General features: G+C 62.2%; 27 protein-coding genes, 1 tRNA gene and 1 pseudogene. 14 read left to right on the plus strand and 15 right to left on the minus strand.

All coding sequences use genetic code 11. The features are described from left to right. Positions 1 to 61 precede the first annotated feature (61 nt). Both EL335_RS05100 and EL335_RS05105 read left to right on the plus strand, forming a co-directional pair. Positions 62 to 661, plus strand: a complete 600-nt coding sequence (locus EL335_RS05100; RefSeq protein ID WP_126447700.1) for a glutathione S-transferase N-terminal domain-containing protein — start codon at positions 62 to 64, stop codon at positions 659 to 661. Positions 662 to 698: 37 nt separating this feature from the next. Further along, positions 699 to 1,133: a ClpXP protease specificity-enhancing factor gene (locus tag EL335_RS05105; RefSeq protein ID WP_126444725.1), complete on the plus strand. Its 435-nt coding sequence runs from the start codon at positions 699 to 701 to the stop codon at positions 1,131 to 1,133. A 22-nt stretch (positions 1,134 to 1,155) separates the two neighbouring features. Here EL335_RS05105 and EL335_RS05110 read toward each other — a convergent pair. Both EL335_RS05110 and EL335_RS05115 read right to left on the minus strand, forming a co-directional pair. Continuing rightward, a tRNA-Arg gene (locus tag EL335_RS05110) sits at positions 1,156 to 1,231 on the minus strand. A 13-nt stretch (positions 1,232 to 1,244) separates the two neighbouring features. Beyond that, positions 1,245 to 2,114, minus strand: coding sequence for an HDOD domain-containing protein (locus EL335_RS05115; protein ID WP_126444728.1), 870 nt, complete (start codon positions 2,112 to 2,114; stop codon positions 1,245 to 1,247). Positions 2,115 to 2,287: 173 nt separating this feature from the next. Here EL335_RS05115 and rpsF point away from each other — a divergent pair, with 173 nt between their 5' ends. From rpsF to dnaB, 5 genes are all read left to right on the plus strand, one after another. Then, on the plus strand, positions 2,288 to 2,674 hold the full coding sequence (rpsF, locus tag EL335_RS05120; protein WP_126444730.1) for a 30S ribosomal protein S6: 387 nt from the start codon (positions 2,288 to 2,290) through the stop codon (positions 2,672 to 2,674). A gap of 19 nt (positions 2,675 to 2,693) precedes the next feature. Then, positions 2,694 to 2,999 (plus strand): primosomal replication protein N, encoded by a 306-nt coding sequence (priB, locus tag EL335_RS05125; RefSeq protein WP_284155457.1) that lies wholly within the window; start codon positions 2,694 to 2,696, stop codon positions 2,997 to 2,999. A gap of 15 nt (positions 3,000 to 3,014) precedes the next feature. Further along, positions 3,015 to 3,287, plus strand: a complete 273-nt coding sequence (gene rpsR, locus EL335_RS05130) for a 30S ribosomal protein S18 (RefSeq protein ID WP_126444732.1) — start codon at positions 3,015 to 3,017, stop codon at positions 3,285 to 3,287. Positions 3,288 to 3,302: 15 nt separating this feature from the next. Next, positions 3,303 to 3,752, plus strand: a complete 450-nt coding sequence (rplI, locus tag EL335_RS05135) for a 50S ribosomal protein L9 (RefSeq protein ID WP_126444734.1) — start codon at positions 3,303 to 3,305, stop codon at positions 3,750 to 3,752. Between the two features lie 192 nt (positions 3,753 to 3,944). Then, entirely contained in the window at positions 3,945 to 5,336 is a 1,392-nt protein-coding gene (gene dnaB, locus EL335_RS05140) for a replicative DNA helicase (protein ID WP_172600106.1), read from the plus strand. Between the two features lie 39 nt (positions 5,337 to 5,375). Here dnaB and EL335_RS05145 read toward each other — a convergent pair whose 3' ends face one another. From EL335_RS05145 to EL335_RS05160, 4 genes are read right to left on the minus strand one after another with little or no spacing between them, the layout of a single operon-like run. Then, positions 5,376 to 6,806 (minus strand): PhoH family protein, encoded by a 1,431-nt coding sequence (locus EL335_RS05145; protein ID WP_126444738.1) that lies wholly within the window; start codon positions 6,804 to 6,806, stop codon positions 5,376 to 5,378. Between the two features lie 27 nt (positions 6,807 to 6,833). Continuing rightward, a complete protein-coding gene (locus tag EL335_RS05150) occupies positions 6,834 to 7,316 on the minus strand; it encodes a peroxiredoxin (RefSeq protein ID WP_126444740.1) in 483 nt (160 codons plus the stop codon). Beyond that, positions 7,313 to 8,131 (minus strand): polysaccharide deacetylase family protein, encoded by an 819-nt coding sequence (locus EL335_RS05155; protein ID WP_126444742.1) that lies wholly within the window; start codon positions 8,129 to 8,131, stop codon positions 7,313 to 7,315. Before EL335_RS05155 ends, EL335_RS05150 begins: the two co-directional genes overlap by 4 nt. Continuing rightward, positions 8,128 to 8,511 carry an Mth938-like domain-containing protein gene (locus EL335_RS05160; protein ID WP_126444744.1) on the minus strand — a complete coding sequence of 128 codons (384 nt, stop codon included), beginning with the start codon at positions 8,509 to 8,511 and terminating at the stop codon, positions 8,128 to 8,130. Before EL335_RS05160 ends, EL335_RS05155 begins: the two co-directional genes overlap by 4 nt. A 115-nt stretch (positions 8,512 to 8,626) precedes the next feature. Here EL335_RS05160 and EL335_RS05165 point away from each other — a divergent pair, with 115 nt between their 5' ends. From EL335_RS05165 to thrC, 4 genes are read left to right on the plus strand one after another with little or no spacing between them, the layout of a single operon-like run. Beyond that, on the plus strand, positions 8,627 to 9,853 hold the full coding sequence (locus EL335_RS05165) for a pyridoxal phosphate-dependent aminotransferase (protein WP_126444746.1): 1,227 nt from the start codon (positions 8,627 to 8,629) through the stop codon (positions 9,851 to 9,853). Between the two features lie 30 nt (positions 9,854 to 9,883). Next, positions 9,884 to 11,206 carry a homoserine dehydrogenase gene (locus EL335_RS05170; protein ID WP_126444748.1) on the plus strand — a complete coding sequence of 441 codons (1,323 nt, stop codon included), beginning with the start codon at positions 9,884 to 9,886 and terminating at the stop codon, positions 11,204 to 11,206. A gap of 12 nt (positions 11,207 to 11,218) precedes the next feature. Beyond that, positions 11,219 to 12,331, plus strand: a complete 1,113-nt coding sequence (locus tag EL335_RS05175; RefSeq protein WP_126444750.1) for a hypothetical protein — start codon at positions 11,219 to 11,221, stop codon at positions 12,329 to 12,331. A gap of 15 nt (positions 12,332 to 12,346) precedes the next feature. Next, positions 12,347 to 13,798 carry a threonine synthase gene (gene thrC, locus EL335_RS05180; RefSeq protein WP_126444753.1) on the plus strand — a complete coding sequence of 484 codons (1,452 nt, stop codon included), beginning with the start codon at positions 12,347 to 12,349 and terminating at the stop codon, positions 13,796 to 13,798. On the opposite strand, the gene EL335_RS14315 is transcribed toward thrC, so the two are convergent. Further along, on the minus strand, positions 13,785 to 13,925 hold the full coding sequence (locus EL335_RS14315; protein WP_172599968.1) for a hypothetical protein: 141 nt from the start codon (positions 13,923 to 13,925) through the stop codon (positions 13,785 to 13,787). The genes thrC and EL335_RS14315 overlap by 14 nt on opposite strands. A 414-nt stretch (positions 13,926 to 14,339) precedes the next feature. Here EL335_RS14315 and EL335_RS05185 point away from each other — a divergent pair, with 414 nt between their 5' ends. Then, positions 14,340 to 14,636: an HU family DNA-binding protein gene (locus EL335_RS05185; protein ID WP_126444755.1), complete on the plus strand. Its 297-nt coding sequence runs from the start codon at positions 14,340 to 14,342 to the stop codon at positions 14,634 to 14,636. A gap of 53 nt (positions 14,637 to 14,689) precedes the next feature. Here the strand turns inward: EL335_RS05185 and EL335_RS05190 are convergent, their stop codons facing one another. Further along, entirely contained in the window at positions 14,690 to 15,907 is a 1,218-nt protein-coding gene (locus EL335_RS05190) for an MFS transporter (RefSeq protein WP_126444757.1), read from the minus strand. Between the two features lie 69 nt (positions 15,908 to 15,976). Between EL335_RS05190 and gltX the strand changes: the two genes are divergently transcribed. After that, entirely contained in the window at positions 15,977 to 17,371 is a 1,395-nt protein-coding gene (gene gltX / locus EL335_RS05195; protein WP_126444759.1) for a glutamate--tRNA ligase, read from the plus strand. A gap of 207 nt (positions 17,372 to 17,578) precedes the next feature. Here the strand turns inward: gltX and EL335_RS05200 are convergent, their stop codons facing one another. From EL335_RS05200 to EL335_RS05220, 5 genes are all read right to left on the minus strand, one after another. Continuing rightward, positions 17,579 to 18,274 carry an outer membrane lipoprotein gene (locus tag EL335_RS05200; RefSeq protein WP_126444761.1) on the minus strand — a complete coding sequence of 232 codons (696 nt, stop codon included), beginning with the start codon at positions 18,272 to 18,274 and terminating at the stop codon, positions 17,579 to 17,581. Between the two features lie 79 nt (positions 18,275 to 18,353). Further along, positions 18,354 to 20,252: a bifunctional tRNA (5-methylaminomethyl-2-thiouridine)(34)-methyltransferase MnmC2/FAD-dependent 5-carboxymethylaminomethyl-2-thiouridine(34) oxidoreductase MnmC1 gene (gene mnmC / locus EL335_RS05205; protein ID WP_172600038.1), complete on the minus strand. Its 1,899-nt coding sequence runs from the start codon at positions 20,250 to 20,252 to the stop codon at positions 18,354 to 18,356. Next, positions 20,249 to 21,751: a lysine--tRNA ligase gene (gene lysS, locus EL335_RS05210; RefSeq protein ID WP_126444765.1), complete on the minus strand. Its 1,503-nt coding sequence runs from the start codon at positions 21,749 to 21,751 to the stop codon at positions 20,249 to 20,251. Before lysS ends, mnmC begins: the two co-directional genes overlap by 4 nt. A 9-nt stretch (positions 21,752 to 21,760) precedes the next feature. Continuing rightward, complete coding sequence (locus EL335_RS05215) at positions 21,761 to 22,189, minus strand: type II toxin-antitoxin system VapC family toxin (protein WP_126444767.1); 429 nt, start codon at positions 22,187 to 22,189, stop codon at positions 21,761 to 21,763. Further along, positions 22,189 to 22,422, minus strand: coding sequence for a type II toxin-antitoxin system Phd/YefM family antitoxin (locus tag EL335_RS05220; RefSeq protein ID WP_126444769.1), 234 nt, complete (start codon positions 22,420 to 22,422; stop codon positions 22,189 to 22,191). The genes EL335_RS05215 and EL335_RS05220 overlap by 1 nt, the downstream gene beginning before the upstream one ends. Positions 22,423 to 22,715: 293 nt before the next feature. Between EL335_RS05220 and EL335_RS05225 the strand changes: the two are divergent. Then, positions 22,716 to 22,895, plus strand: a pseudogene (locus tag EL335_RS05225) (transposase); the annotation flags it as partial. A gap of 538 nt (positions 22,896 to 23,433) precedes the next feature. On the opposite strand, the gene prfB reads toward EL335_RS05225, so the two are convergent. Together prfB and EL335_RS05240 are read right to left on the minus strand one after the other, a co-directional pair. Further along, a protein-coding gene (gene prfB, locus EL335_RS05235; protein ID WP_126444771.1) for a peptide chain release factor 2 occupies positions 23,434 to 24,538 on the minus strand; the annotation gives its coding sequence in 2 pieces (ribosomal slippage) (positions 23,434 to 24,456 and positions 24,458 to 24,538; 1,104 coding nt in all). A 39-nt stretch (positions 24,539 to 24,577) separates the two neighbouring features. Then, positions 24,578 to 26,164, minus strand: coding sequence for a peptide chain release factor 3 (locus EL335_RS05240; protein ID WP_126444774.1), 1,587 nt, complete (start codon positions 26,162 to 26,164; stop codon positions 24,578 to 24,580). Between the last annotated feature and the right edge of the window lie 28 nt (positions 26,165 to 26,192).

The following is a 26,192-nucleotide window of genomic DNA, read 5'->3' on the forward strand; positions in this document are numbered from 1 at the left end:
CATGAATCCACCCGTGCGCCGAGTGGTACGTGATTCCGATTATTCCTGGGGAACGAGCGCAATGATGAATCTGTATTCGGGCACCACCTGCCCATATAGCCATCGCTGTCGCATCGTTCTCTACGAGAAACAGATGGACTTCCAGGTCATCGACGTCGATCTGTTCAACAAGCCGGAAGACATCGCTGTCATCAATCCTTACAACCGTGTGCCGGTGCTGGTGGATCGTGACTTGGTTCTCTATGAAGCGAACATCATCAACGAATACATCGATGAACGCTTTCCACATCCCCAGCTGATGCCGCCGGATCCGCAGACGCGCGCCAAGGCACGCCAGCTGCTCCACACGATGGAGCAGGAGCTGTTTGGCCAACACATCGATGCGCTCGAACGCAACTTGAAGTCGGCAGAAAAGGCGCGGGCGCACATCCGCGACCGGCTCGTCGAACTGGTACCCTTGTTCGCCAAGCAAAAGTACCTCTTGGGCGACGATTTCTCGATGCTCGACGTGGCGATTGCGCCACTGCTCTGGCGTCTCGAACACTATGGCATCGAACTGCCGAAGTCGGCGGCGCCGGTGCTCAAATATGCTGAGCGTATCTTCGCCCGCCAAGGCTTCATCGACGCCCTGACTCCATCGGAAAAGGTGATGCGGCGCTGAGGCGCCGCCGTGGGTTTGCTCGCCGTTCCTTCGGCTTATGTCCCCGACCAAGCCATACTTGATCCGTGCCATTTACGAGTGGTGCGTCGATAACGGTTGCACACCCTACCTGGTCGTTCAAGTGGATGCGCGAACGCGGGTGCCGCGGGAATATGTCCGCGACGGGCAGATCGTCCTCAACATCAGCCCGGAGGCGACGCACCATCTGGCGCTGGGCAACGACGAGATCACCTTTCAGACGCGATTCGGCGGTGCACTCTTCCAGGTCAGCGTGCCGGTCGCGACCGTCGCGGCGATTTATGCGCGCGAAAACGGCCAAGGCATGGCCTTCGAGGTGAGCGCGGAGGAGACATCCGCAACTGATGGAAAAGTCGGCGCTGGCGAGACGGCACCCGAAGCCGCTGAGCCTCCAGTCGAGCGAGCGACAGAGCACGCCGCGAAGCGTAACGCCCATCTGACCCGGGTCAAATGACTGCAGGGGCGTAGAAAAACACTGGCGCCCAAGGCAGGAATCGAACCTGCGACCTACCGCTTAGGAGGCGGTCGCTCTATCCACTGAGCTACGAGGGCGAGGTGGCGCATTTTATCCATTCGCTGGCGGCTTGTCCTCGGCGTTAGCTGAAGGTGGCCGATCGAGCCCGAGCTTGTGCATCAGGGTTTCATGACTGATGTGCAGCAGCTCTTCGATGGCCTTGTAGTCGTCGGGCAACGCCGCATCGTCCCAGCCGTTTGCCGAATGGCGCGCCAGATCGACCGCCAGCTTCACGTTGCGGACCCGCGGATGCTCGGCGTTTTGCGGATCCATCAGCGTAATCAGCAATTGCGGCAAATGCCAACGGTGTGCCAGCGTTTGTTTGATCTGCCATAGCGGGACGCCATACACCTCGGTCTGCACCGCCACAGAACGCAACGTGCGGTCGGCCTTCTGGCGATCGGCGACTTGCAGCGCCAATCCTGGGGCGAAGCACCACATGAGGATTTCCGCAAAGTCGTAGAGCAGGGTTGCGACGGTGATTTCGTCGACGTCCAGATCATGGCGATGGATCGCCCATTCACGTGCCCAGTGTGCGGCTTTGCGCGCGCGGGCGATGACCTTGAGCAAGCCGAGCAGGGCGCGCGGATGCCCCTTGAGATGCTCTTCGACCGTCGGCAGGTGCTCGAAGTCGTTGAAGAACGGCTCCATGCCGATCATCATCAGCGACCGTTCGATCGTGGTGATGTCGGTCAGCCGCGTCTTGCTGCGTTTGCTTTCGATATAGGCGAGCACGCGCAACGTCATCATCGGGTCCTGGAGGATCACCGCGGAGATCGTGCGGGCGTTGGCTTTCTGGGCGTGCTCGCGTAAGGCTGCGAGCTGTTGCTCGGTATGACGCAAGACCGGAATCGGCGCGGCGCTGAAATAGGCGACCCAGCCTTCGAGATCGAGCGCGGCGGAATTGGATTGGTCATTCATGATGCGCATTATCGGCGCGATCGAGGGTTGCGGCAAATTCCGATTATGCGTGCTGCGCCAGAGGAAATCGCCTTGTATTTTCAGCAGTCTCCGGATAGAATGCACGCCCTTTCAATCCTTGCTCCACTCGTAGCGCATGCGAGGGGGCTCAACCCGATCCAAAAGGAGAGTCCATGCGACATTACGAAATCGTTTTCATCGTGCACCCGGATCAGTCCGACCAGGTGCCGGCCATGATCGAACGTTACAAGGCGCTCGTCACCGGTGCGGGTGGTGCGATCCACCGGCTCGAAGACTGGGGACGCCGCCAGCTGGCTTATCCGATCCAGAAGATGCACAAGGCTCATTATGTTCTGATGAACATCGAGTGCGGCATCGACACCCTGGCGGAACTGGAAAATGCCTTCAGGTTCAACGATGCCGTCTTGCGGCATCTGACGGTCAAGATGGATCATGCCGAGACCGCCCCTTCGCCGATGATGAAAGAAGAGAAGGCGCGGTCGCTGACCGCGTCCGGTCAGGAAGAGAAGTCCGCCGAGGAGGCAGCGGCAGCCGAGTGAATCCGCAGGCGGCGCGGCCGTGCAGGCGAATCACACCGAATTGGCGGGCGTCTTGCAGGAATTTGGCCCACTGCGCCACACCCCGGCAGGCATTCCGGTCATCGAATTCATGATCGTCCACGACTCGGAGCAGCTCGAAGCCGGGGACCTTCGCCGTGTCACTTGCGAAATCGCCTGTGTGGCCCTAGGCACGACGGCCTTGCTGATCAAGGAAGCGTCTCCTGGGAGCGCGCTCAAGGTAAGCGGATTCCTGGCTTCCCGCAGCCTGAAGCGGAAGACTCCGGTACTCCATGTGATTCAAGTCGAATTCTTTGAAAAATTTTGAGAAGGGATAGCGAAAATGGCTTTCAAACCCAGCAGCAAAAAGAAGGATGATCGCAGCAAGAGCCGCAATCTGTTCAAGCGGCGCAAGTTCTGCCGTTTCTCCGCCGAGAAGATTCCTTATGTCGATTACAAGGACGTCGATCTGCTGAAGGATTTCATTACCGAGACCGGTAAGGTAATGCCGGCACGCATCACCGGCACCAAGAGTCGTTATCAGCGCCAGCTATCGACCGCCATCAAGCGGGCACGTTTCCTTGCGCTGCTGCCTTATACCGACCTGCACAAGTAAGCGAGGAGGCAAACCATGCAAGTGATTCTGATGGACAAGGTGGCGAACCTCGGCAATCTGGGCGATGTCGTCAAGGTCAAGGAAGGTTATGCGCGCAATTACCTGATCCCCAAGGGCTTCGCGAAACGCGCGACCCCTGAAAACATCAAGGTTTTCGAAGCGCGCCGTGCCGAACTCGAAAAGGTCGCCGCCGAGAAGCTGGCCGCAGCCCAGGCCATTGCCGCGAAACTCGACGGGCTGCGTGTCGAGGTTGCGCGCAAGGCCGGGGTCGATGGTCGTCTGTTTGGTTCGGTGACGACGATCGACATCGTCGATGCACTCGCCGCCCAAGGCATCGTGATCGAGAAAAGTGCCGTGCGCATGCCGATGGGGCCGATCAAGGCACTGGGAGAAACGGTCCTGGAAGTCGTCCCTCATGCGGATGTCGCCGCCAGTGTGACCGTTGCCGTCGTCGCCGAACAATAAGTGGGTTTTCATTCGGACAAAAAGCCGCCCGATGGGCGGCTTTTTGCGTAGACGCAGCGCACTTTCGTTCATGCACAAGCGATGCACAGTTTGTGCACAGAAGAAGATGCTCATTCCCACAGCTTGTTCCCTCGTCAGCCGGGAATATCGCGAGTAGACTTGCACAGACGGAGGAATCGCAACATGGCGCAAATGGGACAAGCTTATCTGCAGGCCGTCGCGGCGGATCCGCAAGTCGCCGCTCTGAAACTACCACCGCATTCGATCGAGGCCGAACAGTCTTTGCTTGGCGGACTATTGCTCGACAACGGTGCCTGGGACCGAATCGCCGACATCGTCAATGAAGCGGACTTCTACCGTGACGATCACCGCCGCATTTTCGCGCACATCAGAAAACTGATCGAAACCGGCCGGCCGGCAGACGTGGTGACCGTCTTTGAATCGATCGAGCATGCCAACCAGGTCAATGAGACCGGTGGGCTCGCGTATCTGGGCGAGATTGCCAATGCCACGCCGTCTGCCGCCAACATCCGTCGCTATGCCGAGATCGTGCATGAGCGGGCGATCCTGCGCAAGCTGGTATCCGTCGGCGACGAAATCGCCGCCGCGGCGCTGAACCCCGCCGGACGGGATGTCAAGACCCTGCTGGACCAGGCAGAGCAGAAAGTCTTCGAGATCGCCGAAGTGGGCAACCGTGTCGGCCAGGGATTCCAAGCCATCACACCGTTGCTGGGCGAGGTGGTCGATCGCATCGAAAAGCTCTACAACCGCGACAATCCTTCCGACATCACTGGCCTGGCGTCGGGCTTCCATGATCTCGACCGGCTCACCTCCGGCTTCCAGCCCGGCGACATGATCGTCGTCGCGGGCCGTCCCTCGATGGGCAAGACCGCGTTTGCACTGAACATCGCCGAACACGTCGGTGTCGAACTGCGCCAACCAGTGGCGATCTTCAGCCTGGAAATGTCCGGACCGCAACTGGCGATGCGTTTTTTGTCTTCGGTCGGGCGCCTCGATCAGACCAAGATCCGCACCGGCAAGCTGACCGACGAGGATTGGGAGAAGATGTCGGTGGCGCTGGGCAAGCTGCATGAAGCGCCGATCCACATCGACGAGACGGGTGCGATCAATGCTTCCGACCTGCGGGCGCGTGCGCGCCGTCTGCATCGCCAGTTCGGGCGTCTCGGTCTGATCGTCATCGACTACCTGCAATTGATGACCTCGATCCGTGACAACGAGAACCGTGCCACGGAAATCTCCGAGATCTCGCGCTCGATCAAGGCGCTGGCGAAAGAGTTGCAGGTGCCGGTGATCGCCCTTTCGCAGCTGTCGCGCAAGGTCGAAGAGCGCAACGACAAGCGGCCCTTGATGTCGGATCTGCGTGAATCGGGCGCCATCGAGCAGGATGCCGACATCATCCTGATGATGTATCGCGAGGAATACTACAAACCGGACACGACCGAGAAGGGGGTTGCCGAAGTGATCATCGGTAAGCACCGCAACGGGCCGACGGGTGTCGTCAAGCTCACCTTCCTTGGGGAATACACCCGTTTCGAGAATTTTGCTGCCCCAGGCACTTATTGAGCGAAAGTCGGCGCTGGCAGAACGGCACGCTTACGACAGTTACAGCACCTCGGCGGCATGATCGGCGAGCCGTGAGCGCTCGCCGCGCTGCAAGGTGATGTGGCCGGCGTGCGGCCAACCCTTGAAGCGATCGACGACATAGGTGAGACCCGAAGAGCCTTCAGTGAGATACGGCGTGTCGATCTGCGCGATGTTGCCGAGGCAGACTACCTTGGTGCCGGGGCCGGCACGCGTGATCAACGTCTTCATCTGCTTGGGGGTCAGGTTCTGCGCCTCATCGATGATCAGGAACTTGTTGAGGAAGGTGCGGCCGCGCATGAAGTTCAGCGACTTGATCTTGATGCGGCTCCGAATCAGGTCCATCGTCGCGGCGCGGCCCCAATCGCCCGAGTAATTGCCTTTGTCGCCATCGTCGAGCGGTTTGTTGAGCACGTCGAGGTTGTCTTCGAGCGCGCCCATCCACGGCGTCATCTTTTCCTCCTCGCTGCCGGGCAAAAAGCCGATGTCTTCGCCGACCGGCACGGTGACGCGCGTGATGATGATCTCGGAGAAGCGCTTCTGTTCCAGCGTCTGCGTCAGCGCGGCGGCGAGCGTGAGCAGCGTCTTGCCGGTGCCGGCCTGGCCCAGCAGCGTGACGAAGTCGATGTCTGGATGCATCAACAGGTTCAGCGCAAAATTTTGCTCCCGGTTCCGGGCCGTGATGCCCCAGACGGCATTCTTGCCGTGCGAGTAGTCCGTCAGGGTCTCTAGCTCCACCGTCTTGCCAGCGTGCGTACGCACCCAGGCCTGCAAGGGTTGCGGGCCTTCCTGCCAGACGAATTCGTTGATCAGCAGATCGGCGCACAGCGGCCCGCTGATGCGGTAATAGGTGCGGCCGTCCCTTTTCCACGATTCCAGACCCTGCGCGTGGGTTTCCCAGAAGTCGGCGGGCAGCTCGAGGCTGCCGGTGTAGAGCAGGTCGGTGTCCTCGAGCACCTTGTCGTTGAAATAGTCCTGCGCCTCGAGGCCCAGTGCGCGGGCCTTGATGCGCATGTTGATGTCCTTGGTGACGAGGATCACCGGCCGTTTCGGGTGCTTCTGGCGCAGATGCAGCGCGACGGCGATGATCTGGTTGTCGGCGCGCGAGGTCGGCAGCGAGGCCGGTAGGAGACCGTTGATCGCTTCGGTCTGCAAAAACAGCCGGCCGCTCGCCAGTCCGCGCGAGGGGTTGGCAAGGTCGATGCCATCTTCGATGTCCACCTCGCTGCCGGTGACGATCTCATCCAGCATGCGGCTCGCCTGACGGGCATTCCGCGCGACTTCCGACATGCCCTTCTTGTTGGCGTCGAGTTCCTCCAGCGTCATCATCGGCACGAACAGGTCGTGCTCCTCGAAGCGGAACAGGCTGGTCGGATCGTGCATCAGGACGTTGGTGTCGAGCACGAATAGTTTGGTTGGCTTGCTGGATTTGGCAGTGCGTTTGGCGTTCATCGGCTCTCAGGGCAGGGGGTGAGGAGATCAAAGGGATTTCACGGCTTCGAGTACGTCGGCCGCATGGCCATCCGCTTTCACGCCGCGCCATTCGCGCGCCAGGTGACCGGCGGGATCGATCAGGAAGGTGCTGCGCTCGATGCCGCGCACCTGTTTGCCGTAGAGATTTTTCATTTTGATGACGCCGAACAGGCGGCAGGCTGTCTCATCGGCATCGCAGAGCAGCTCGAACGGCAATCCCAGTTTGGCCTTGAAGTTTTCGTGCGACTTCAGGCTGTCGCGGGAAATGCCCCAGACCGTGGCGCCCTGTGCGACGAAGGCATCGTAGAGGTCGCGGAACTGGCCGGCCTCGGTGGTACAGCCCGGTGTGCCGTCCTTCGGATAGAAATAGAGCACGACGGCCTGACCGCGCAGTGCACAGAGATGGAAAGTTCGCCCGCTGGTGGCCGGCAGGGAAAAGTCGGGCACTGTCTGGCCGACGTTGAGCGGTGAAACGGAAGCTTCATTCATGCCGGAGTTCTCCATTCAGAAAGGAATTCATCCCCTTGCAGCAGCACGGGGCGGGAATGGCCAGGGACCGTGCCGATGATGATTTCATGGCGCGGCAGTTGATCGATGACCAATCCAGCGGCGAAGACGTCGAGTGAAACGATCCGGTAGCCTTGGCCACGCCAGCCGACGAGCAGACGCTCGAAATGCTGCGGCGCCTTCCCAAGTGCCCGGCTGGCCATGAGGTTGAAGACATGGCCGAAGCGTGGTGGTTGCGCAGTCAGCGCCAGCAGGGCATCGACCACGTCCGCCATCCCCTTGCCTGAGGCGACGGCCAGCTCGTCGAGAGTCGGCAGGGTGACCGGAATTTGCGGGCAGCGCACGATCTCGCCATTCCAGACGGGAATGAAGGGGTGATGCCCGCGGGTGTCGCTGGCGCGGGCGAAACCGAGGCGCTGTGTCAGGCGTAAGGAGTGCGGATTTCCCTGCCAGCCGGGCGCCGCCGTCAATTGCGGCGCACAGCCGAAGGTTTTCGTGAAGGCCGCCCGGGCTTGTGCGAACTGCTCGCTTATCCAGACGGCCGGCGCCGAAGCGGCCCGTTTGAGCCACTGAGTCGGCTGCCAGCCGAAAATGCCGGTATCGAATCCGGCGGCGGGCACCTGTTCGAGCAGGCTGCGGGCATGGCGCGCGGGTGAGCGGCCGAGCCAGTCATTGCTCAGTCCGAACAGGAAACTCGCGCCAGCTTCCTGGCTTTGCAATAGGGCGATGAGTACTGGCAGCGCGGCGCAGGCGCGATAGCCGGGAACCTCGATGCGCAGCGCGAGCATGGGCTTCATGCGGCGTCTTTTTCGAGAATCAGCGCAGCTAGGGGCAGACGTCCTTCACCGACCAGGATGTTGTAGGTGCGGCAGGCCGCCGCCGTATCCATGATCTCGAAGCCGCGGCCAGCCTCGATCAGCGGGCGCAGCAGCGCGGGTGCAGGAAAACGTTGGCGTCGTCCGGTGCCGAGCAGCACCACATCGCAGGAAAAGGCAGCGAGGCGCGCGAGATGCTCGATGGCGAGATCGGCATACGCCTCGGGGCCCCATTGCGCGTCGAGACGATCGGGCAGGAGCAGCAGACTGCGCGTCAGCACACGGCCACCGACCGCGATGAAATCGCTGCCGTAGGCGGTGACGATGTTGTCGGTGCTGCGTGGATCGGGATGAAGCTTCAAGAGGGGTCTGCCGGGAAGGGGTCTGTCGGGAATGCGCGGCAGGCTTTGGATTTGCCGCAGCGCGGGTCATTCGGTAGGATTATAGCCTTTCGATTTTTGCTCCCTTAGCCGCCTCATGCGTCCGATCCTCAAATCGACCAAGCTCGCCAACGTTTGTTACGACATCCGCGGTCCGGTGCTGGCCCGGGCACGCCAGATGGAAGAGGAGGGGCATCGGGTCATCAAGCTCAACATCGGCAACCCGGCCGCTTTCGGCTTCGAGGCGCCGGAGGAGATCGTCGTCGACGTGATCCGCAACATTCGCGATGCCTCCGGCTATTCCGACTCGAAAGGCCTGTTTTCCGCCCGCAAGGCGGTGATGCACTACAGCCAGCAGAAGAAGATTCCCGGCGTGACGATCGACGACATCACGCTCGGCAACGGTGTCTCGGAACTGATCGTGATGGCGATGCAGGGTCTGCTCAACAACGGCGACGAGGTGCTGGTGCCAGCGCCGGACTATCCGTTGTGGACCGCTGCGGTGAGCCTCTCCGGCGGCACGCCGCGTCATTATCTGTGCGACGAAGGTGCCGGCTGGCTGCCGGATCTGGCCGACATTCGTGCCAAGATCACGCCGGCGACGCGGGCGATCGTGGTCATCAATCCGAACAACCCGACTGGCGCGCTGTACCCCGACGATCTGCTCCGGGGCATCGTCGACATCGCCCGCCAGCACGAGCTGATCGTGTTCGCCGACGAAATCTACGACAAGGTGCTCTATGACGGCCGCAAGCACACCTCGATCGCCAGCCTGGCCGATGACGTGCTATTCATCACCTTCAACGGCTTGTCGAAGAATTATCGCGCTTGTGGCTTCCGTGCCGGCTGGATGATCGTCTCCGGTGAGAAGCGTCATGCGCAGGACTACATCGAGGGCCTGAACATTCTCGCTTCGATGCGCCTGTGCTCGAATGTGCCGGGCCAGCACGCGATCCAGACCGCGCTGGGCGGCTATCAGAGCATCGAAGATCTGGTCGCACCGCACGGGCGCCTGGCCAAGCAGCGCGATCTCGCCTGGGAGATGCTCTCGAACATTCCCGGCGTTTCCTGTGTGCGGCCTCAAGCGGCGCTGTATTGTTTCCCGCGGCTCGATCCGAAGCTTTACCCGATCGATGATGACCAGCAGTTCATCCTCGAATTGCTCGAGGAAGAAAAAGTCCTGCTGGTGCAAGGGAGCGGCTTCAACTGGCCCAACCCGGATCACTTCCGTGTCGTGTTCCTGCCGAACGTCGATGATCTTACCGAGGCGATCGGTCGCATCGCCCGGTTCCTGGAGACGTATCGCAAGCGCCACGGCACCTGAAATTTCATATCTTTTTTTTACTGCACAACCATGAAGCCAATTCAAGTCGGACTGCTGGGGATCGGCACCGTCGGTGGCGGCACCTATACCGTTCTGGCGCGCAACGAGGCGGAGATCACCCGCCGTGCCGGACGGCCGATCCGCATCACTCAGGTCGCGGACAAGAACCTGGAACTGGCCCGACGGGTCACGGGCGGCAAGGTCGATTTGACCGACGATGCCTTCGCCGTCGTCAATAACCCTGAGATCGATATCGTCGTCGAGCTGATCGGCGGCTATGGCGTCGCCAAGGAACTGGTGATGACGGCCATCGAGAACGGCAAACATGTAGTGACCGCGAACAAGGCGCTGCTCGCCGTGCATGGCAATGAGATTTTCGCCGCCGCGCAACGGAAGGGGGTGATGATCGGTTTCGAGGCTGCGGTCGCCGGCGGCATTCCGATCATCAAGGCGCTGCGCGAAGGCTTGACCGCCAACCGCATCGAATGGATCGCCGGCATCATCAACGGCACCACCAACTTCATCCTCTCCGAGATGCGCAACAAGGGGCTGCCGTTCGCAACGGTGCTCAAGGAGGCGCAGCGGCTGGGTTACGCCGAGGCGGATCCGACCTTCGACATCGAAGGCATCGACGCCGCTCACAAGCTGACGATCATGGCGGCGATCGCCTTCGGCATCCCGATGCAGTTCGACAAAGCCTATGTCGAAGGCATCAGCAAGCTACAGGCGGAAGACATCCGCTATGCCGAACAACTCGGCTATCGCATCAAGTTGTTGGGCATCACCAAGCGCAGAAAGCTCGACGGTCAGACCGCGATCGAGCTGCGGGTGCATCCGACGCTGATCCCGGCCAAGCGGCTGCTCGCCAATGTCGAGGGCGCGATGAACGCGGTGCTGGTGCAGGGCGACGCGGTCGGCGCGACGCTCTATTACGGCAAAGGGGCCGGTGCCGAGCCAACCGCCTCGGCGGTGATCGCCGATCTGGTGGATGTGACGCGCATGGCCACCGCCGACCCGGAAAACCGCGTCCCGCATCTCGCTTTCCAGCCCGATGCAGTGGCTAATCTTCCGATCCTGCCGATGGCCGAGGTGGAAAGCGGCTATTACCTGCGCATGCGGGTGGAGGACAAGCCAGGCGTGCTCGCCGACATCACGCGCATCCTGGCCGACGAGCAGATCTCGATCGATGCGATGGTGCAGCGTGAGCCGGGCGAGGGCGAGCAGCAGACCGACATCATCATCCTGACCCATGTCGTGCGCGAAAAGCAGGTCGATGCGGCGATCGCGCGGATCGAGGCGCTGCCGGTGGTGAGCGGCAAGATCGTGCGTTTGCGGCTCGAAGAGCTGAGCTGAAACGCCGCGCGGATGCTGGTCTGGCTTGGCGTTTGTGCCATCGTGGCCTTTCTGGCCGCATTGGCTGCGGCGCTGGGTGCCGTCCCGCCAGCGCCGACTTTTCATCTCGCCTTCGCGCTGGGTTCGTTGCCGCTGATCTTTGGCGCGATCGCTCATTTCGTGCCGGTGCTGACGAAAAGCCGCGCCGCCGAGCCGTCGATCCATTACCTGCCGCTTCCTGTGCAGGTGGCGGGACTCATCACGCCGCTGGCGTTGGCGGGCATCCTGCCGCAATGGTTTCTGCATCTGGCTGCGACGATCGATGCGGCTGCCGCGGTGCTGTTGTTGTTCTGGGTTTCCCGCCGCCTGCGCGCCGCGCTGGGCGCGCCACATCCGGGCGCGTATTGGTATGGTGCGGCGTTGCTGTGTCTTTTTTTCGCGCTGAGCCTCGTGCCGGTGTGGCTGATGATTCCCACATTGCGTCCGCCATTGCGTCTCTTCCATCTGCATCTGAATACCCTCGGCTTCATCGGTCTGGCCGCACTCGGCACGCTGCCGGTGCTGTTGCCGACCGCCCTGCGCCAGTTCGATGCGACGGCTGCCGCGCGCCTGCGCGAGGATCTCCTGCCGGCGCTTACTGGCGCCGTGTCGATCGCGGCTGGCGCGACGGTCGGCTTTTGGTTTGCCGTGCCCGGCGCCATGCTGCTCGCTTGGGTGGTCGGGCGCGATCTCTTTGCCTGGTGGCGTGTCTATGGTGCGAAAGTCGGCGCGACCGCAACGGCACCGCTGTTCATCGCCAGCGTCGGGTTCTTGATTCTGCTTATCGCGGGGCTCGCGCACGGCGCGGGCGGGCTTGCGGCACGACCTGCCTTGTCTGGCTACGTCGCGTTCTTCCTGCTGCCGCTGGTCAGCGGCGCGCTGGCGCAGCTCATACCGGTGTGGCGTTTCCCCGGCGTGGATTCTCCGGCACGGCAGGTGATGCAGCGACGTCTTGCCGGCGGCGGCCGCTTTCGCGCCATGCTGTTTCTCGGCGCCGGCCTCGCCCTGCTGTTCGAAGCGCATTGGGCGTGGCTGTTGGCAGCGCTGGCGCTGGCCGACTTCGTCCTGCGCCTGCTGGGCGCACTCTATAATCCCCGCCAGCCTTGATCTTTTCGATTCGCCATGAAATACATTTCCACGCGCGGCCAGGCGGCGCCGCAAGCCTTTTGTGACATCCTGCTCGGCGGCCTGGCGCCCGACGGCGGCCTGTATCTGCCCGAACACTATCCGCAGATCTCTCCGGCCGAGCTCGCCGAATGGCGCGAGTTGCCTTATCCGGCGCTGGCGCTGAAGATCTTTTTGAAATTCATCGACGACATTCCGGCCTGTGACCTGAAATCGATCGTCGATCGCACCTATACCGCGCGCAACTATCGCTACTGCCGGCCCGGTCACGATGCGGCGGAGATCACGCCGCTGACCACGCTCGATCCCGGCTTTCATCTGCTCGAACTGTCGAACGGCCCGACGCTCGCCTTCAAGGACATGGCGATGCAGCTGTTGGGCAACCTGTTCGAGTATGTGCTCGAGAAGCGCAATGAAACGATCAACATCCTGGGGGCTACCTCGGGCGATACCGGTTCCGCCGCCGAGTACGCGATGCGGGGAAAAAAAGGTGTGCGCGTCTTCATGCTCTCGCCGCACGGCAAGATGAGCCCCTTCCAGCGCGCGCAGATGTATTCGCTGCAGGACGAGAACATCATCAACATCGCGATCCGCGGCATGTTCGACGACTGCCAGGACATCGTCAAAAACGTCGCCAACGATGCCGCGTTCAAGGCGAGATACAAGATCGGTGCGGTGAATTCGATCAACTGGGCGCGTGTGCTGGCGCAGATCGTCTATTACTTCAAGGGCTATTTTGCCGCGACGCAGAGCAACGACGAGAAGGTGGCCTTCAGCGTGCCATCCGGCAACTTCGGCAATATCTGCGCCGGCCATATCGCCCGGATGATGGGTCTGCCGATCGAGCGGCTGGTGCTCGCCACCAACGAGAACGACGTGCTCGACGAGTTCTTCCGCACCGGACGTTACCGCCCACGCGACAGCGCCGAGACCTATGTGACTTCGAGTCCGTCGATGGATATCTCGAAAGCCTCGAATTTCGAGCGCTTCGTCTTCGACCTGGTCGGGCGCGATCCGGCGGTGGTGCGCGAACTATGGGCGAAAGTCGCTGCCGGAGAAGGTTTCGATCTGTCCGCCACGCCGTATTTCGCACGGCTACCCGAGTTCCGTTTCGTCTCCGGCAAGAGCACGCATGTCGACCGACTGGCGACGATTCGAGACGTCTGGCAGCGCCATCGGGTGATGATCGATCCGCACACCGCTGATGCCGTCAAGGTGGCGCGCGAGCAGATGGGGGTGGGCGTGCCGACGCCCATCATTGTGCTGGAGACCGCGCAGCCGGTGAAGTTTGCCGAGACGATTCAAGAAGCGCTCGGGGTGCAGCCGACGCGGCCAAAGGAATTGGAAGGTATCGAAAATCTACCGCAGCGTGTCATCGTGCTGGATGCCGATGCGCAAGCCGTCAAGGCCCTGATCGAAAAAGTCTGCGCTCCAGCTATAAATAGATGACGGCCGGGAAAACGGTCACCGCCAGGACTAGCACCAGCCATTCGAGATTGTGCCGCGCCAGAAAGCCGGTAAAGTGCAGCACCAGGATCGTGATGGCGATGACGTAGTAGAGAATGAAGAGCATCAAGTGAAATCCTCCTGTTCGGGGCGGCACAACGACTTTCTTGATTCATTATAGCCATCCTTGCCGTCGGCATCGCCCTGCTGCGCGAGAAGCCACAACCGCTCGCCGGATACGTTGAACCCAGATTGTCCAATGGAACGTAGGCGGATTTCGTGGCTGAAGGCGAGCAGATTTGTGTTCGCGCGAGGAGTCCATAACCGTGTCCATGAATGACCAGCGCGAGCGCAAAGATGCCGCCCGCAGTTTGATAGCCGCCATGTAGGGCGTATGAGCTCGATTTCAAACGCCTCATAAAGCCTTCGCCCGGCCTAATGGACAATCTGGGTTGAAATCCCGCCAGGCACTTGACGTCCGGCCCGGATATCCCGCTAGAATTATCATGGCAATTTGGCCATTCCACTTGAGGAGCAATTCAACATGAATAAAGGGGATCTCGTCGAAGTCGTCGCCAAGAGTGCCGACATCAGCAAAGCCGCTGCCGCCAAGGCGCTGGATGCAATGATCGATGCCGTGGTCAAGTCCGTCGCCAAGGGCAATGCCGTGACGCTGGTGGGCTTTGGCACCTTCAAGGCCGCCAAGCGCGCCGCACGCACCGGTGTCAATCCCAAGACCGGTGAAAAGATCAAGATTGCCGCCACCACCGTGCCGCGCTTCACCGCTGGCGCTGGCTTCAAGGCCGCCGTCGCGGGCAAGAAGAAGGCCGCCAAGAAGTAATTTCGCGCGATAAGCAACAGACGCTTGCAGGCCACGGCATTGCCGTGCCTTTTTCATTTGTGTGCATGAATGCGCCGCCGAAAAACCAGGCCGGCGCCGAACGCCAGCATGCCGCAGCAGAACAGGGTCGGCCGCACGTCGAGATGAGCGCTGACCAGGCCCACCGTCAGGCTGCCCAATGGCGCGATGCCGAGAAACGCCGTCGAGAAGATCGCCATCACCCGGCCACGGAAGTGTTCTTCGACTTCCAGTTGGATCAAGGTGTTGCTGCCGGCAGCCGTGATCACGACGGCAAAGCCGAGCAGCACCAGCAATGGATAGGCGAGAATAATCGTCGGGACGAAGGAGAATATGGCCAGCGCGATGCCGCCGGCCAGCGCCGTGCGGCCGACCAGCCGGTCGAGGCCTTCGCCGGCCCGTTGGCTGCCCCGCCAGGCCAGCCAGAACGCCGCGCAAAGCGAACCCGCGCCCGCGCTGCTGATCAACAGCCCATAGGTCCGGGCGTCGCCCTGGAACAGGTCGCGCGCATACACCGGCATCATCACCACGTAGGGGGTAACGAAAAAACTGAAGCCGGCGACCAGCAGCAGGATGGTGCGGATGCGTGGATGACTTTTCGTGTAGGACAGCCCGGCGCGCAGGGCATCAACAGCCGGTTGTCGCGCCGCTGGCTTGCCGGGGACCGTGCGAATCGCCGCCAGCGCGGCAAGCACTGCCAGATAGGACAGCGCATTGAGCAGGAAGCAGGCGGCCTCGCCCAAACTGGCGACGATCAGGCCGGCGAGCGCCGGGCCGACGAAGCGCGAGCCATTCATCAGAAAGGAGTTGAGACCGATCGCATTCGGCAGGGCGCGCTTGTCCGGCACCATCTGCGCAACGAAAGCCTGGCGTGCGGGTAGATCGACGGCATTGATGCAACCGAGCGTGAAGGCGAGGATGAGCAGCAATGGCGGCGTGATCGATTGCGTCGCGGTAAGCCCGGCGAGCAGCAGTGCCTGCAGCAGGGCGAGGAACTGGGTCAGCAGCAACAGGCGGCGCCGATCGAGGCGGTCGTTCCAGACACCGGCAGGGATCGAGAACAACAGGATCGGCAGCTGGCTGGAGAAGCCGACCATACCGAGCATCACGGTCGAATCGGTGAGCCGATAAGCGAGCCAGGTCATCGCGATATGCTGCATCCAGGTGCCGATCAGCGAGACCAGCTGGCCGGCGAAGAACAGCCGGAAATTGCGCGACTGCAAAGCGGGGAAACGCTGGGCTAGGGCTTGCATGCCGCGATGCTACGGGATGGCGACGCCGCCGGTCACGTTAAAATATCGTTTTTTCCCGGCCCTTCCATCATGACCGTCCGCACTCGTTTCGCTCCCAGTCCGACCGGCTATCTGCACATCGGCGGTGCGCGCACCGCGCTGTTTGCCTGGGCCTATGCGCGCCATCATGGTGGCCAGTTCATCCTGCGCATCGAGGATACCGACATCGAGCGTTCGACACCGCAGGCCGTTCAGGCCATCCTCGACGGCATGCGCTGGCTCGGCTTGACCCCCGATGAGGGCCCGTTTTTCCAGACCCAGCGCATGTATCGCTACAAGGAAGTGATCCAGCAGATGCTCGCCGCCGGCAGCGCGTATTTCTGCTACATGAGCAAGGAGGAGCTCGACGCGCTGCGCGCCGAACAGGAAGCGCGCAAGGAAAAACCGCGCTATGACGGTCGCTGGCGGCCCGAGCCAGGCAAGACACTGCCGACACCGCCCTCTGGCGTGCAGCCGGTGGTGCGCTTCAGGAACCCGACCGACGGCATGGTCGCCTGGGATGACTTGGTCAAAGGGCACATCGAGTTCAGCAATGCCGAGCTCGACGATTTCGTCATCGCGCGCGCCGATGGCACACCGACCTACAACTTTTGCGTCGTCGTCGATGACTGGGACATGGGGATCACCCATGTGATCCGCGGCGACGATCACGTCAATAACACGCCGCGCCAGATCAATCTGCTGAAGGCGCTCGGCGCACCACTGCCGCGTTACGGACATCTGTCGATGATCCTCGGCCCGGACGGGACGAAGCTCTCGAAACGCCACGGCGCGGTCTCGGTGATGCAGTATGACGAAGACGGCTATCTGCCCGAGGCGGTGCTGAATTATCTGGCGCGGCTGGGTTGGTCGCATGGCGATGACGAAATCTTCTCGATGGAGCAATTCATCGCCTGGTTCGATCTCGATCACATCACCAGTTCCGCCGCTCAGTTCAACACCGAGAAACTCAATTGGCTGAACGCCCATTACATCAAACACTGTGACGATGCACGGCTCGGCCAGGAAATTCGCCGGCGACTGGCGCGTGAAGGCGTGGTCGATACGGCGTTCCCCGAACCCGCAGAAATTGCCGCGCTCTACAAGGATCGCGTGCATAACCTCAACGAGCTCGCCGACGCGGCGCATCCGTTTTACGTCGCGCCGCAGCCTCCGGCCGAGCTGGTGGCGCAGCATCTTTGCGACACGGCAAAGAGCGCGCTTGCCGATCTGCGCTGCCGTCTCGCCAGCGCCGACTTTCGGCCCGAAGCCCTCGCCAAGGCGATCAAAGAGACGCTCGCGGCGACGGGGTTGAAAATGCCGCAGGTGGCGATCCCCTTGCGCGTCGTGTTGCTCGGCCAGACACAAAGCCCGCCCATCGACCGCGTGCTCGCGGTGATGGGACGGGGTGAGGTACTGAAACGCCTGGAGAGGGCGCTCGATTAATCCCAGATTGTCCATTAGACCGGGCTGATTCGCCATGAGCATTTGATACGGTCATTTCATCGCCCTACACGGCGGCTTTCGGGCTGCGGGCGGCATCTTTGCGCCTCCGCTCCTCGCCAATAGACACAGTTATTGGCTCGTCGCGGTGACGCAAACCTGCTCGCCCTCGCCTTCGAAACCCGCTCGCGTTCCAATGGACAATCTGGGTTAATCTCTCACCAGCGTGCCGTTTTCGATGCGCACGCGCTCGCCGACGCGCCAACCGGGGAGCGTGTCCATCATCACCGAGCGCGTCGTGCCATCGTTCATGCGCACGATGACTTCATAGCGCGTGGTCTTGCGCTGCGATTTCTCGATCTGATGACCGGCATAGGCGCCACCGGCCGCACCTGCCACGGTGGCCAGCTTCTTGCCGGTGCCGCCGCCGATCTGATGACCCAGGATCGCACCGACCACGCCGCCGGCAACTGCACCCAGACCGGTGGCTTCGCCCGGCTGCGTGATTTCGCGGATGTCGTCGATCACGCCGCAGTTGCCACATACCGGCAAAGCGGGCGGCGACACAGGCGGTGCGGCGACGGGCGCCTGGGCGATTTCGGTCGACGCCGGTTTCGCGGCGGGTTTCGGCGCGGGTTTCGGCGCCGCCTTGACGACGGGTTTCGCTGCGCGGTGTTCGACGGGAGCGGGTGTATTGGCAACCGGTTGCGCCGCGGCCTTGGGTTCGCTGGCCGGGACGGTGGCGACGGCGGTGGGTGTTTCGGCCGAAGTGGCCTTGCCACTGGGCAGCCAGCCGTTGATCGCAGCGATGCCGAAGAGCGAAAAGGCAGTCACGGAGATCGCCGCGATGGCGACGAGAGGATGCAGGCCGGATTTGGCCGGCGGGTTCGGGACGGGGGGCGTCATGTGGTTTCCTCCTGTTTGCGTCGGGTGTGGCAAGCATAACGCGAGACCGTTGCCGACAGGGGACGCCCGCAACAGTTGGTTACATTTCGCTGCGCCCTTTCCAGGCAAAGCGCGCCGGATCGACTGCGGCGGTAAGCTCATGGCCGATCGGCAATGGCTCGTTGCAAATGTGGCTGGCCAGCAGTTCGGCCATCAGCTGCGCCCAGACGAAGCCGCGCGCCCCATAACCCGTGGCGACGAACAGCCCCGGCCAGCGCGGCCATTCGACATGCGCGATCGGGCGTGGCTCGCATGTCGACAGTGGCAAGGCGCCGACCAGCGGCAGCTTGTCCGGCGAGACCGGCCGCAGCGCGACGCGGCCTGCCAGCGTGGTCGGGTCGAAACGTCCGGCCAGCGTCGGCAGCATCGAAGTCAAACGCGCGAGATTCGCGGCATGCTCCTCGATGCTCGGCGCCAGATCACGGCTGCGCTTGAAGCTGGCACCCAGGCTGGCGATGCCGTCGTGCGGCGGAGCGAGATAGCCTTCACGGCAGACGACGGTGCGCAGCAAGTCGGGGAGCGCTTGGGCAGGCAGATGGGTCGTCTGGCCGCGAAAACACAAGATCGGTAGATGCGCGGCCTGCGGCAGGCGGCGAATCTCGTGTGCATGGGCGAGGATGACCGTGGCGCCCTCCCAGAGCGGCTGACCCGTCGCATCGCGCAGCTGCCAGCCGCCGTCGCTCCCGTGCAGCTCGGCGACCGGCGTAGCGAGGCGGAGAGTGACGCCTTCGCCTGCCTGCGCGAGTAGCGCCTGGGCCAATGCGGTTGGTGCGACCCAGCCGGCGCGGGGAAACCACCAGCCCGGCCCGGCGACCGCCATGCCCACGATCTGCGCGGCGCTGTCCGCGTCGAAAAACTGCACGAAGTCGCCGGGTAGCCCTCGTTCGGCAACGATGCGCGCCTGCTTTTGCGCATGCGCGCCATCGCGGGCGATCTGGAACACGCCGCACGGCGCGAAGACGGGGGGATGGCCGGTTGCGGCGAGGGTTTCGAGGCGATGCAGCGCATAGAGGAAGGCGATCGTGTTCAGGCTTGAAAGGCGGGTCGCCTCGACGGCCAATGCCGGAAGCAAGACGGCTTGATGATTGCCGGAAGTCTCGGCGGCGATATGCTCGCGCCGCTCGAACAACGTGACTTCGCAGCCGCGTGAGGCGAGCCGTTCGGCGCAGGACAGTCCAGCGATGCCGGCGCCGATCACGGCGATGCGCTGGCCGCCGAAACTCGGCGGCTTCGGAACGGCACCCCCGCGATATTGACCGACGAGCATCTCGCGTTTGCTGCCGAAACCGGGGCGGCGCTCGACAGAAAAGCCCGCCGCGGCGAGATGGCGCCGCACTTCGCCCGCCACCGTCCAGGTGGCGAGTGTCGCGCCGGGCGCGGCAAGCCAGGCCAGATCCTCACAAAGCTCTTTCGACCACATCTCGGGATTTTTCGCCGGCGAGAAACCGTCGAGATAGAAGGCATCGAAGCGTCCGGCGATCTCGCCGAGCACGGTCTGCGCTGGGCCGAAGACCAGCGTCAGCGTGATGGCACCGCCTGCGAAGTGCCGCCTGTGGAAGCCAGGAATCAGACTCGGCCAGGCTGCGCGCAATCGGGCAGCGAGCGGCGCGAGGGTAGGGAATCTTTCATGCAGCCGCGCGAGATCCTCGACCCGGAAAGGGTGTTGTTCGATTGCGACGTAATGCAGCCGGCATCCGGGCGTTTCTCGCCACGCCTGCCAGGTAGCGAGGAAGTTGAGCCCGAGGCCGAAGCCGGTTTCCAGGATGGCGAAATCACGCCCCTGCCAACGCGCCGGCAGATCGTTGCCGGCGAGAAACACATGGCGGGCCTGTTCGAGGCCGCCGCTGGCGGAGTGATAGACGTCGCCGAAAGCCGGCGCGTAGGGTACGCCGTTGCCGTCGAACGCGAGCTCGGCGGGAACGATCGGCGTCGGTTTCACTCCGGACGCATCTGCGGAAAGAGGATCACGTCGCGAATCGAGGGCGAATCGGTGAGCAGCATCACGAGACGGTCGATGCCGATGCCGCAGCCGCCGGTCGGCGGCAGCCCATATTCGAGCGCGCGGATGTAGTCGGCATCGAAATACATCGCCTCCTCATCGCCGGCGGCCCGCGCCTTGGCCTGCTCCATGAAGCGCGCCGCCTGATCCTCGGGATCGTTCAATTCCGAAAAACCATTGGCGATCTCGCGGCCGACGATGAACAGCTCGAAGCGCTCGGTCACCTCCGGGTTCGTATCGGAGCGGCGCGCCAGCGGCGAAACCTCGGTCGGGTAGTCGATGATGTAGGTGGGGTCCCATAGCTCGGTCTCGGTGGTTTCCTCGAACAATTGCATCTGCAAGGTGCCCAGACCCGCATTGGGCTTGACCTCGACTTGCAGATCGGCGAGCTTGTGCCGCAGCCAGCCGGCATCGCCCAGCATCGTCAGGCTGTAACCCGGGTGGTAGGCGTGGATGGCCTCGACGATGGTCATGCGGCGGAAGGGCTTGGACAAATCGAGGATGCGACCCTGATATTCGAAGACTTCGCTGCCCAAAGCCTCGCGTGCGGCATGGCGGATCAACCCCTCGGTGAAATCCATCAGGCTGCGGTAATCGGCATAGGCTTCATAAAACTCCATCATCGTGAATTCCGGGTTGTGGCGTGGCGAGAGACCCTCGTTGCGGAAATTGCGGTTCACCTCGAACACCTTTTCGAAGCCGCCGACGACGAGGCGTTTCAGGTAGAGCTCGGGCGCGATGCGCAGGAACAGATCCATGTCGAGCGCATTGTGATGGGTGACGAAGGGCCTGGCCGCCGCCCCGCCGGGAATCGGGTGCATCATCGGCGTTTCCACTTCGAGGAAGCCGTGATGCACCATGTAGTTGCGGATCGACTGGATCATGCGGCTCCTGGCGACGAAGGTGAAGCGCGTTGCCTCATTGGTGATGAGGTCCAGATAGCGGCTCCGGTACTTCTGCTCGACGTCGGTCAGTCCATGAAACTTTTCCGGCAGCGGGCGCAGGCATTTCGACAGCAGGCGGATTTCCGTGCAATCGACGGTGAGCTCGCCGGTCTTGGTCTTCATCAGCGTGCCTGCAGCCCCGACGATGTCGCCCAAATCCCATTTTTTGAAATCTTCGTAGACCGCCTCGCCGACCTTGTCTTTCGTGACGTAGAACTGGATGCGGCCCGAGAGGTCCTGCACGGTGATGAAGCTTGCTTTGCCCATCACGCGCTTCAACATGATCCGCCCGGCCACCCGCACCGCGATCGGTGTGGCTTCCAGTTCCTCCTTGGTTTTCTCGCCGTAGAGCTCGTCGAGTTTCGCCGCGGTGTTCTCGCGGCGGAAATCGTTCGGATAGGCTTGGCCGGTGGCGCGCCAGGCTTTCAGCTTCTCGCGGCGCTCGGCGATGATGTGGTTCTCCTCGGTGATGGGGGTTTGGGACGGTTCGGTCATGATGGGCTTTCAGTAGAAACGATGAACGGCAAGGCCGAGCGCCGCGGCGGCCTCGGCCTGGATCCTGTCGGCGGTGGCGAAGGCGGTGGCTCGAATTTCACGAGCAATGGCCAGATGCACGGCGTCCAGACTACGCAATGGCATCGCCGTCAGTGTTTCGATGAGCTCGCATGCCAAAGAAAAGTGAGCGTCGCCTACCCCATGCAAGACGAGTGCGCCATCGCGGATGTCTTGGAGCAACTCCTTACTGGCCTGCACTTCCGTCGCACTATCGATTTGCCGATTGCGCCGGCGTCTGGCCAATGAACAGCGTGCTTCGACAATGCTCAGCCGGCTGATCGATAGCGGACCCCGATTCATGAATAATGCGTCGAAATCGTCGCTGGCATGTTCATGCAGGTAGCGCTTGAGCAAGGCGCTGGTATCGCAATAGATCATCAACAGCGATCCTCGCGGTCCTCGGCGATCAGCAGCTCGCTCGGCACCGTCTGATACGGCTGAGTGGCGCGAAATTCCGCCAGCGAGCGGAATTTCGGCTTGGTCGGTTGGATCGGCAGGATGCGCGCCACCGGCTCGCCGCGGCGCGTGACGATCACCTCGTCTTCGCCGGCAAACAGCCGTTCGGGGTGAGAGAGCCCTGCGCGGGCCTCGCGGATGGTGACGGTGCGCATGGCGGGTTTCCTCGTGACACGATGATGCGCATTGTGTCACAACGGTTGCCGTCCCGCCAGCGCCGACTCGTCGAATTGAGTTGGCGCCCGGCGGGACGCTCGAATCTGCCGCCAGCGCCGACTCGTCGAATTGAGTTGGCGCCCCGCGGGACGTTCGAATCTGCCGCCAGCGCCGATTCGGGATTCACCCGTTCGCGGATGCGGGGCTCGTAACCGAACAGTTCAGCATGCGCCGGAGCGAGCTTCCCCTGAAATTTTCTCTTCCAGGAGATGGGGTATGACGCCCCGGCAAACTGGAAGGAGCGAGGAAGTCGAAGATACCGAAGCAGGAGTACACGGCGGCGTTCAGGGAACTGGCGGTGAAGCGGGTCAAGGGAGGCCAGGGCATCGGCGCCGTAGCGCGGGAACTGGGCATCAGCGACCAGACGCTGCGCAACTGGGTCAAGGCGTTCGATGCCGGCAAGCTCACCGGGCCACAGACCACGTAGGCGACCACACCCGCCCTGACTGCCGAATGGATCGTCTCGCCATTGCGATCACCCGAGAACATCACCACTGGCCCTGGCATGGTCTGGTTCATCACCGCGAGATGTTCGAGTGTGTCGCGCGAAGGCGACTCGGTCTCGATCAGGATGACGTCCGGTGCGACTTCCTCGATCCGGGAAATCAGATCGTTGGCCGACGGCAGCACGGCAGCAACCTGATGGCCGGCCTGGATCAGCCCGGTGCAGATTTCCAGTGCGCGTTGCCGCGATTCATCGATGACGAGGATGCGCGCCATGGCCAATGCCAAGCAATTCGCGGGCTAACAGGCTGTTGAAAAACTACTGCGGTGGGCCATCTGCGGCGTTGCGCGGTGCTCGCTCCCTCGCCTATCTGTATTGATATGTCTCGGTCGCTGCGCACCAAACGCCTTGCATCTGGCCATCCTCGTGACGTTTTTCAACGGCCTGCTAACTGTGCATGCTGGGTATGCATGCAGGCAGTGAAGGTCGGCGCGCTGAAAGCGGATCAAACCCCCTGTTTCAGGCTCGCCTCGATGAAGGCATCCAGATCGCCGTCGAGCACTTTCTGGGTGTTCGAGATTTCGACGCCGGTGCGCAAGTCCTTGATGCGGGATTGATCCAGCACGTAGCTCCTGATCTGGTGACCCCAGCCGACATCGGTCTTCTGCGCTTCGAGCTTGTCGGCCTCTTCACGGCGCTTCTGCATTTCCAGCTCGTACAGGCGCGATTTGAGCATCGCCATCGCCTCGGTGCGGTTCTTGTGCTGCGAGCGGTCGTTCTGGCACTGCACGACGATGCCGGTCGGGATGTGCGTGATGCGCACTGCCGAATCGGTCTTGTTGATGTGCTGGCCGCCGGCGCCGGAGGCGCGGAAGGTATCGATGCGCAGATCGGCCGGGTTGATGTCGACCTCGATCGAGTCGTCGATCTCCGGATAGACGTAGATGCTGGCAAAACTGGTGTGACGGCCGCCCGAGGAATCGAACGGCGATTTGCGCACCAGCCGATGCACGCCGGTCTCGGTGCGCAAGAAGCCATAGGCATAATCGCCCTCGACCTTGATCGTCGCGCTACGGATGCCGGCCACGTCGCCGTCGGTCTGTTCGAGGATCTCGGTCTTGAAGCCCTTCTTTTCGCAGTATTTCAGATACTGGCGCAGCAGCATCGCCGCCCAGTCGCAGGCCTCGGTGCCGCCGGCGCCGGCCTGGATGTCGATGAAGCAGTTGTTCGGGTCGGCCGGGTTGTTGAACATGCGCCGGAACTCGAGGTCGGCGATTTTCTTTTCGACCGTGTCGAGATCGGCCTCGACCGCGGCGAGGGTGGCTTCGTCGTCCTCTTCTTTCGCCATTTCGATGAGCTCGCGCGCATCGGTCAGCGAATTGCCCACGCCCTCCAGCGTCAGCACGATGGCTTCGAGGGATTTTTTCTCTTTACCCAGGCTCTGGGCGCGCTCGGGATCGTTCCAGAGCGCCGGGTCTTCCATCACCCGGTTCAGTTCGGCGAGTTTCTCCGACTTCGCAGCGAAGTCAAAGATACCTCCGCAGTTGATCGCCGCGGGCTTCCAGGTCGGCGATGCGATTGACGACGGCGTTGATGCGTTCGGCTTCCATGTCGTTCTGTCCCAATCAGAAGCGCATCATTATAGAGATTCAATGAATCTCGCGGGTTTCCAGGAAGACGATGTCTGGATGGCGCTCCTGCGCCATCTGCAGGTTGACGCGGTTCGGGGCGAGATAGACGTAGTCGCCGGCGTTATCGAGTGCGATGTTGGCCGGCGCCTTGTCGATCAACGCCTTGAGTGCCAGCTCTGGCCCGCGTAGCCAGCGCGCGGTGGCGACATTGACCGGCTCGAAGAAGCAATCGACGCCGTATTCATGTTCGAGCCGGTGGGCGACGACGTCGAACTGTAGCAGGCCGACGGCCCCCAAGATCAGGTCGTTGCCATCGAGGGGCTTGAAGAGCTGGGTGGCGCCTTCCTCGGCGAGCTGCTGCAGGCCCTTCTGCAACTGCTTGATCTTCATCGGATTGCGGATTTGTGCGCGGCGAAAGTGCTCGGGCGCGAAGCAAGGAATGCCGGTGAATTGGAGCGCCTCGCCCTCGCTGAAAGTGTCGCCGAGCACCACCGTGCCATGATTCGGGATGCCGATGATGTCGCCGGGCCAGGCTTCGTCGGTGGTGTTGCGATCCTGCGCCATGAAGGTGATCGCGTTGTTGACCGCCAGCGTCTTGCCGGTCGACTGCTGCTTGAGCTTGATGCCACGCGTGTAATGGCCCGAACAGACGCGCACGAAGGCGATGCGGTCGCGGTGTTTCGGGTCCATGTTGGCCTGGATCTTGAACACGAAGCCGGTGAATTTCGGCTCCAGCGGTTCGACCATCCGCTCGACGCCGGCACTGATCGCCGCGCGTCGCTGCGGCGGCGGTGCCAGATCGACGATCGCATCGAGCAGTGATTGCACGCCGAAGTTGTTGATCGCCGAGCCGAAGAATACCGGGGTTTGCCGGCCGGCCAGATAAGCCGTCTTGTCGAAGGCGTGCGAGGCGCCGCGCACCAGCTCGATTTCGGCGCGCAGCTCTTCGGCCTGATAGCCCAACGATTCATCGAGCTCGGGGTTGTCGAGGTGCTCGATGATGCGCGAGGTGCCTTTTTCCGCCTGCGGGTCGAAGAAATAGACGCAGTCGTCGTAGAGGTCATAGACGCCGCGGAACGATTTCCCCATGCCGATCGGCCAGGTCATCGGCGCGCACTGGATCTTCAGCACGTCCTCGATCTCGTCGATGAGGTCGATCGGGGCGCGCCCCTCGCGGTCGAGCTTGTTGATGAAGGTGAGGATCGGCGTGTCACGCAGGCGGCAGACGTTCAAGAGCTTGATCGTCTGCGCCTCGACACCATTGACCGAGTCGATCACCATTACCGCCGAATCGACGGCGGTGAGAGTCCGGTAGGTATCCTCGGAGAAGTCCTCGTGGCCCGGTGTGTCGAGCAGGTTCACCATGTGCTCGCGGTAAGGAAACTGCATCACCGAGCTGGTCACCGAAATGCCACGTTGCTTTTCCAGCTCCATCCAGTCGGAAGTCGCATACCGCGCGGCCTTGCGTGCCCGCACCTCGCCGGCCACCTGGATCGCGCCGCCGAACCAGAGGAGCTTCTCGGTCAGCGTCGTCTTGCCGGCATCCGGATGCGAGATGATGGCGAAGGTGCGCCGGCGGGCGATTTCAAAGGCGAGCTTGGACATGACGGGAAAGACGCTTGAAAAAGGCGCG

It is taken from the genome of Sulfuricystis multivorans (assembly GCF_003966565.1).
GTDB lineage: Bacteria > Pseudomonadota > Gammaproteobacteria > Burkholderiales > Rhodocyclaceae > Sulfuricystis > Sulfuricystis multivorans.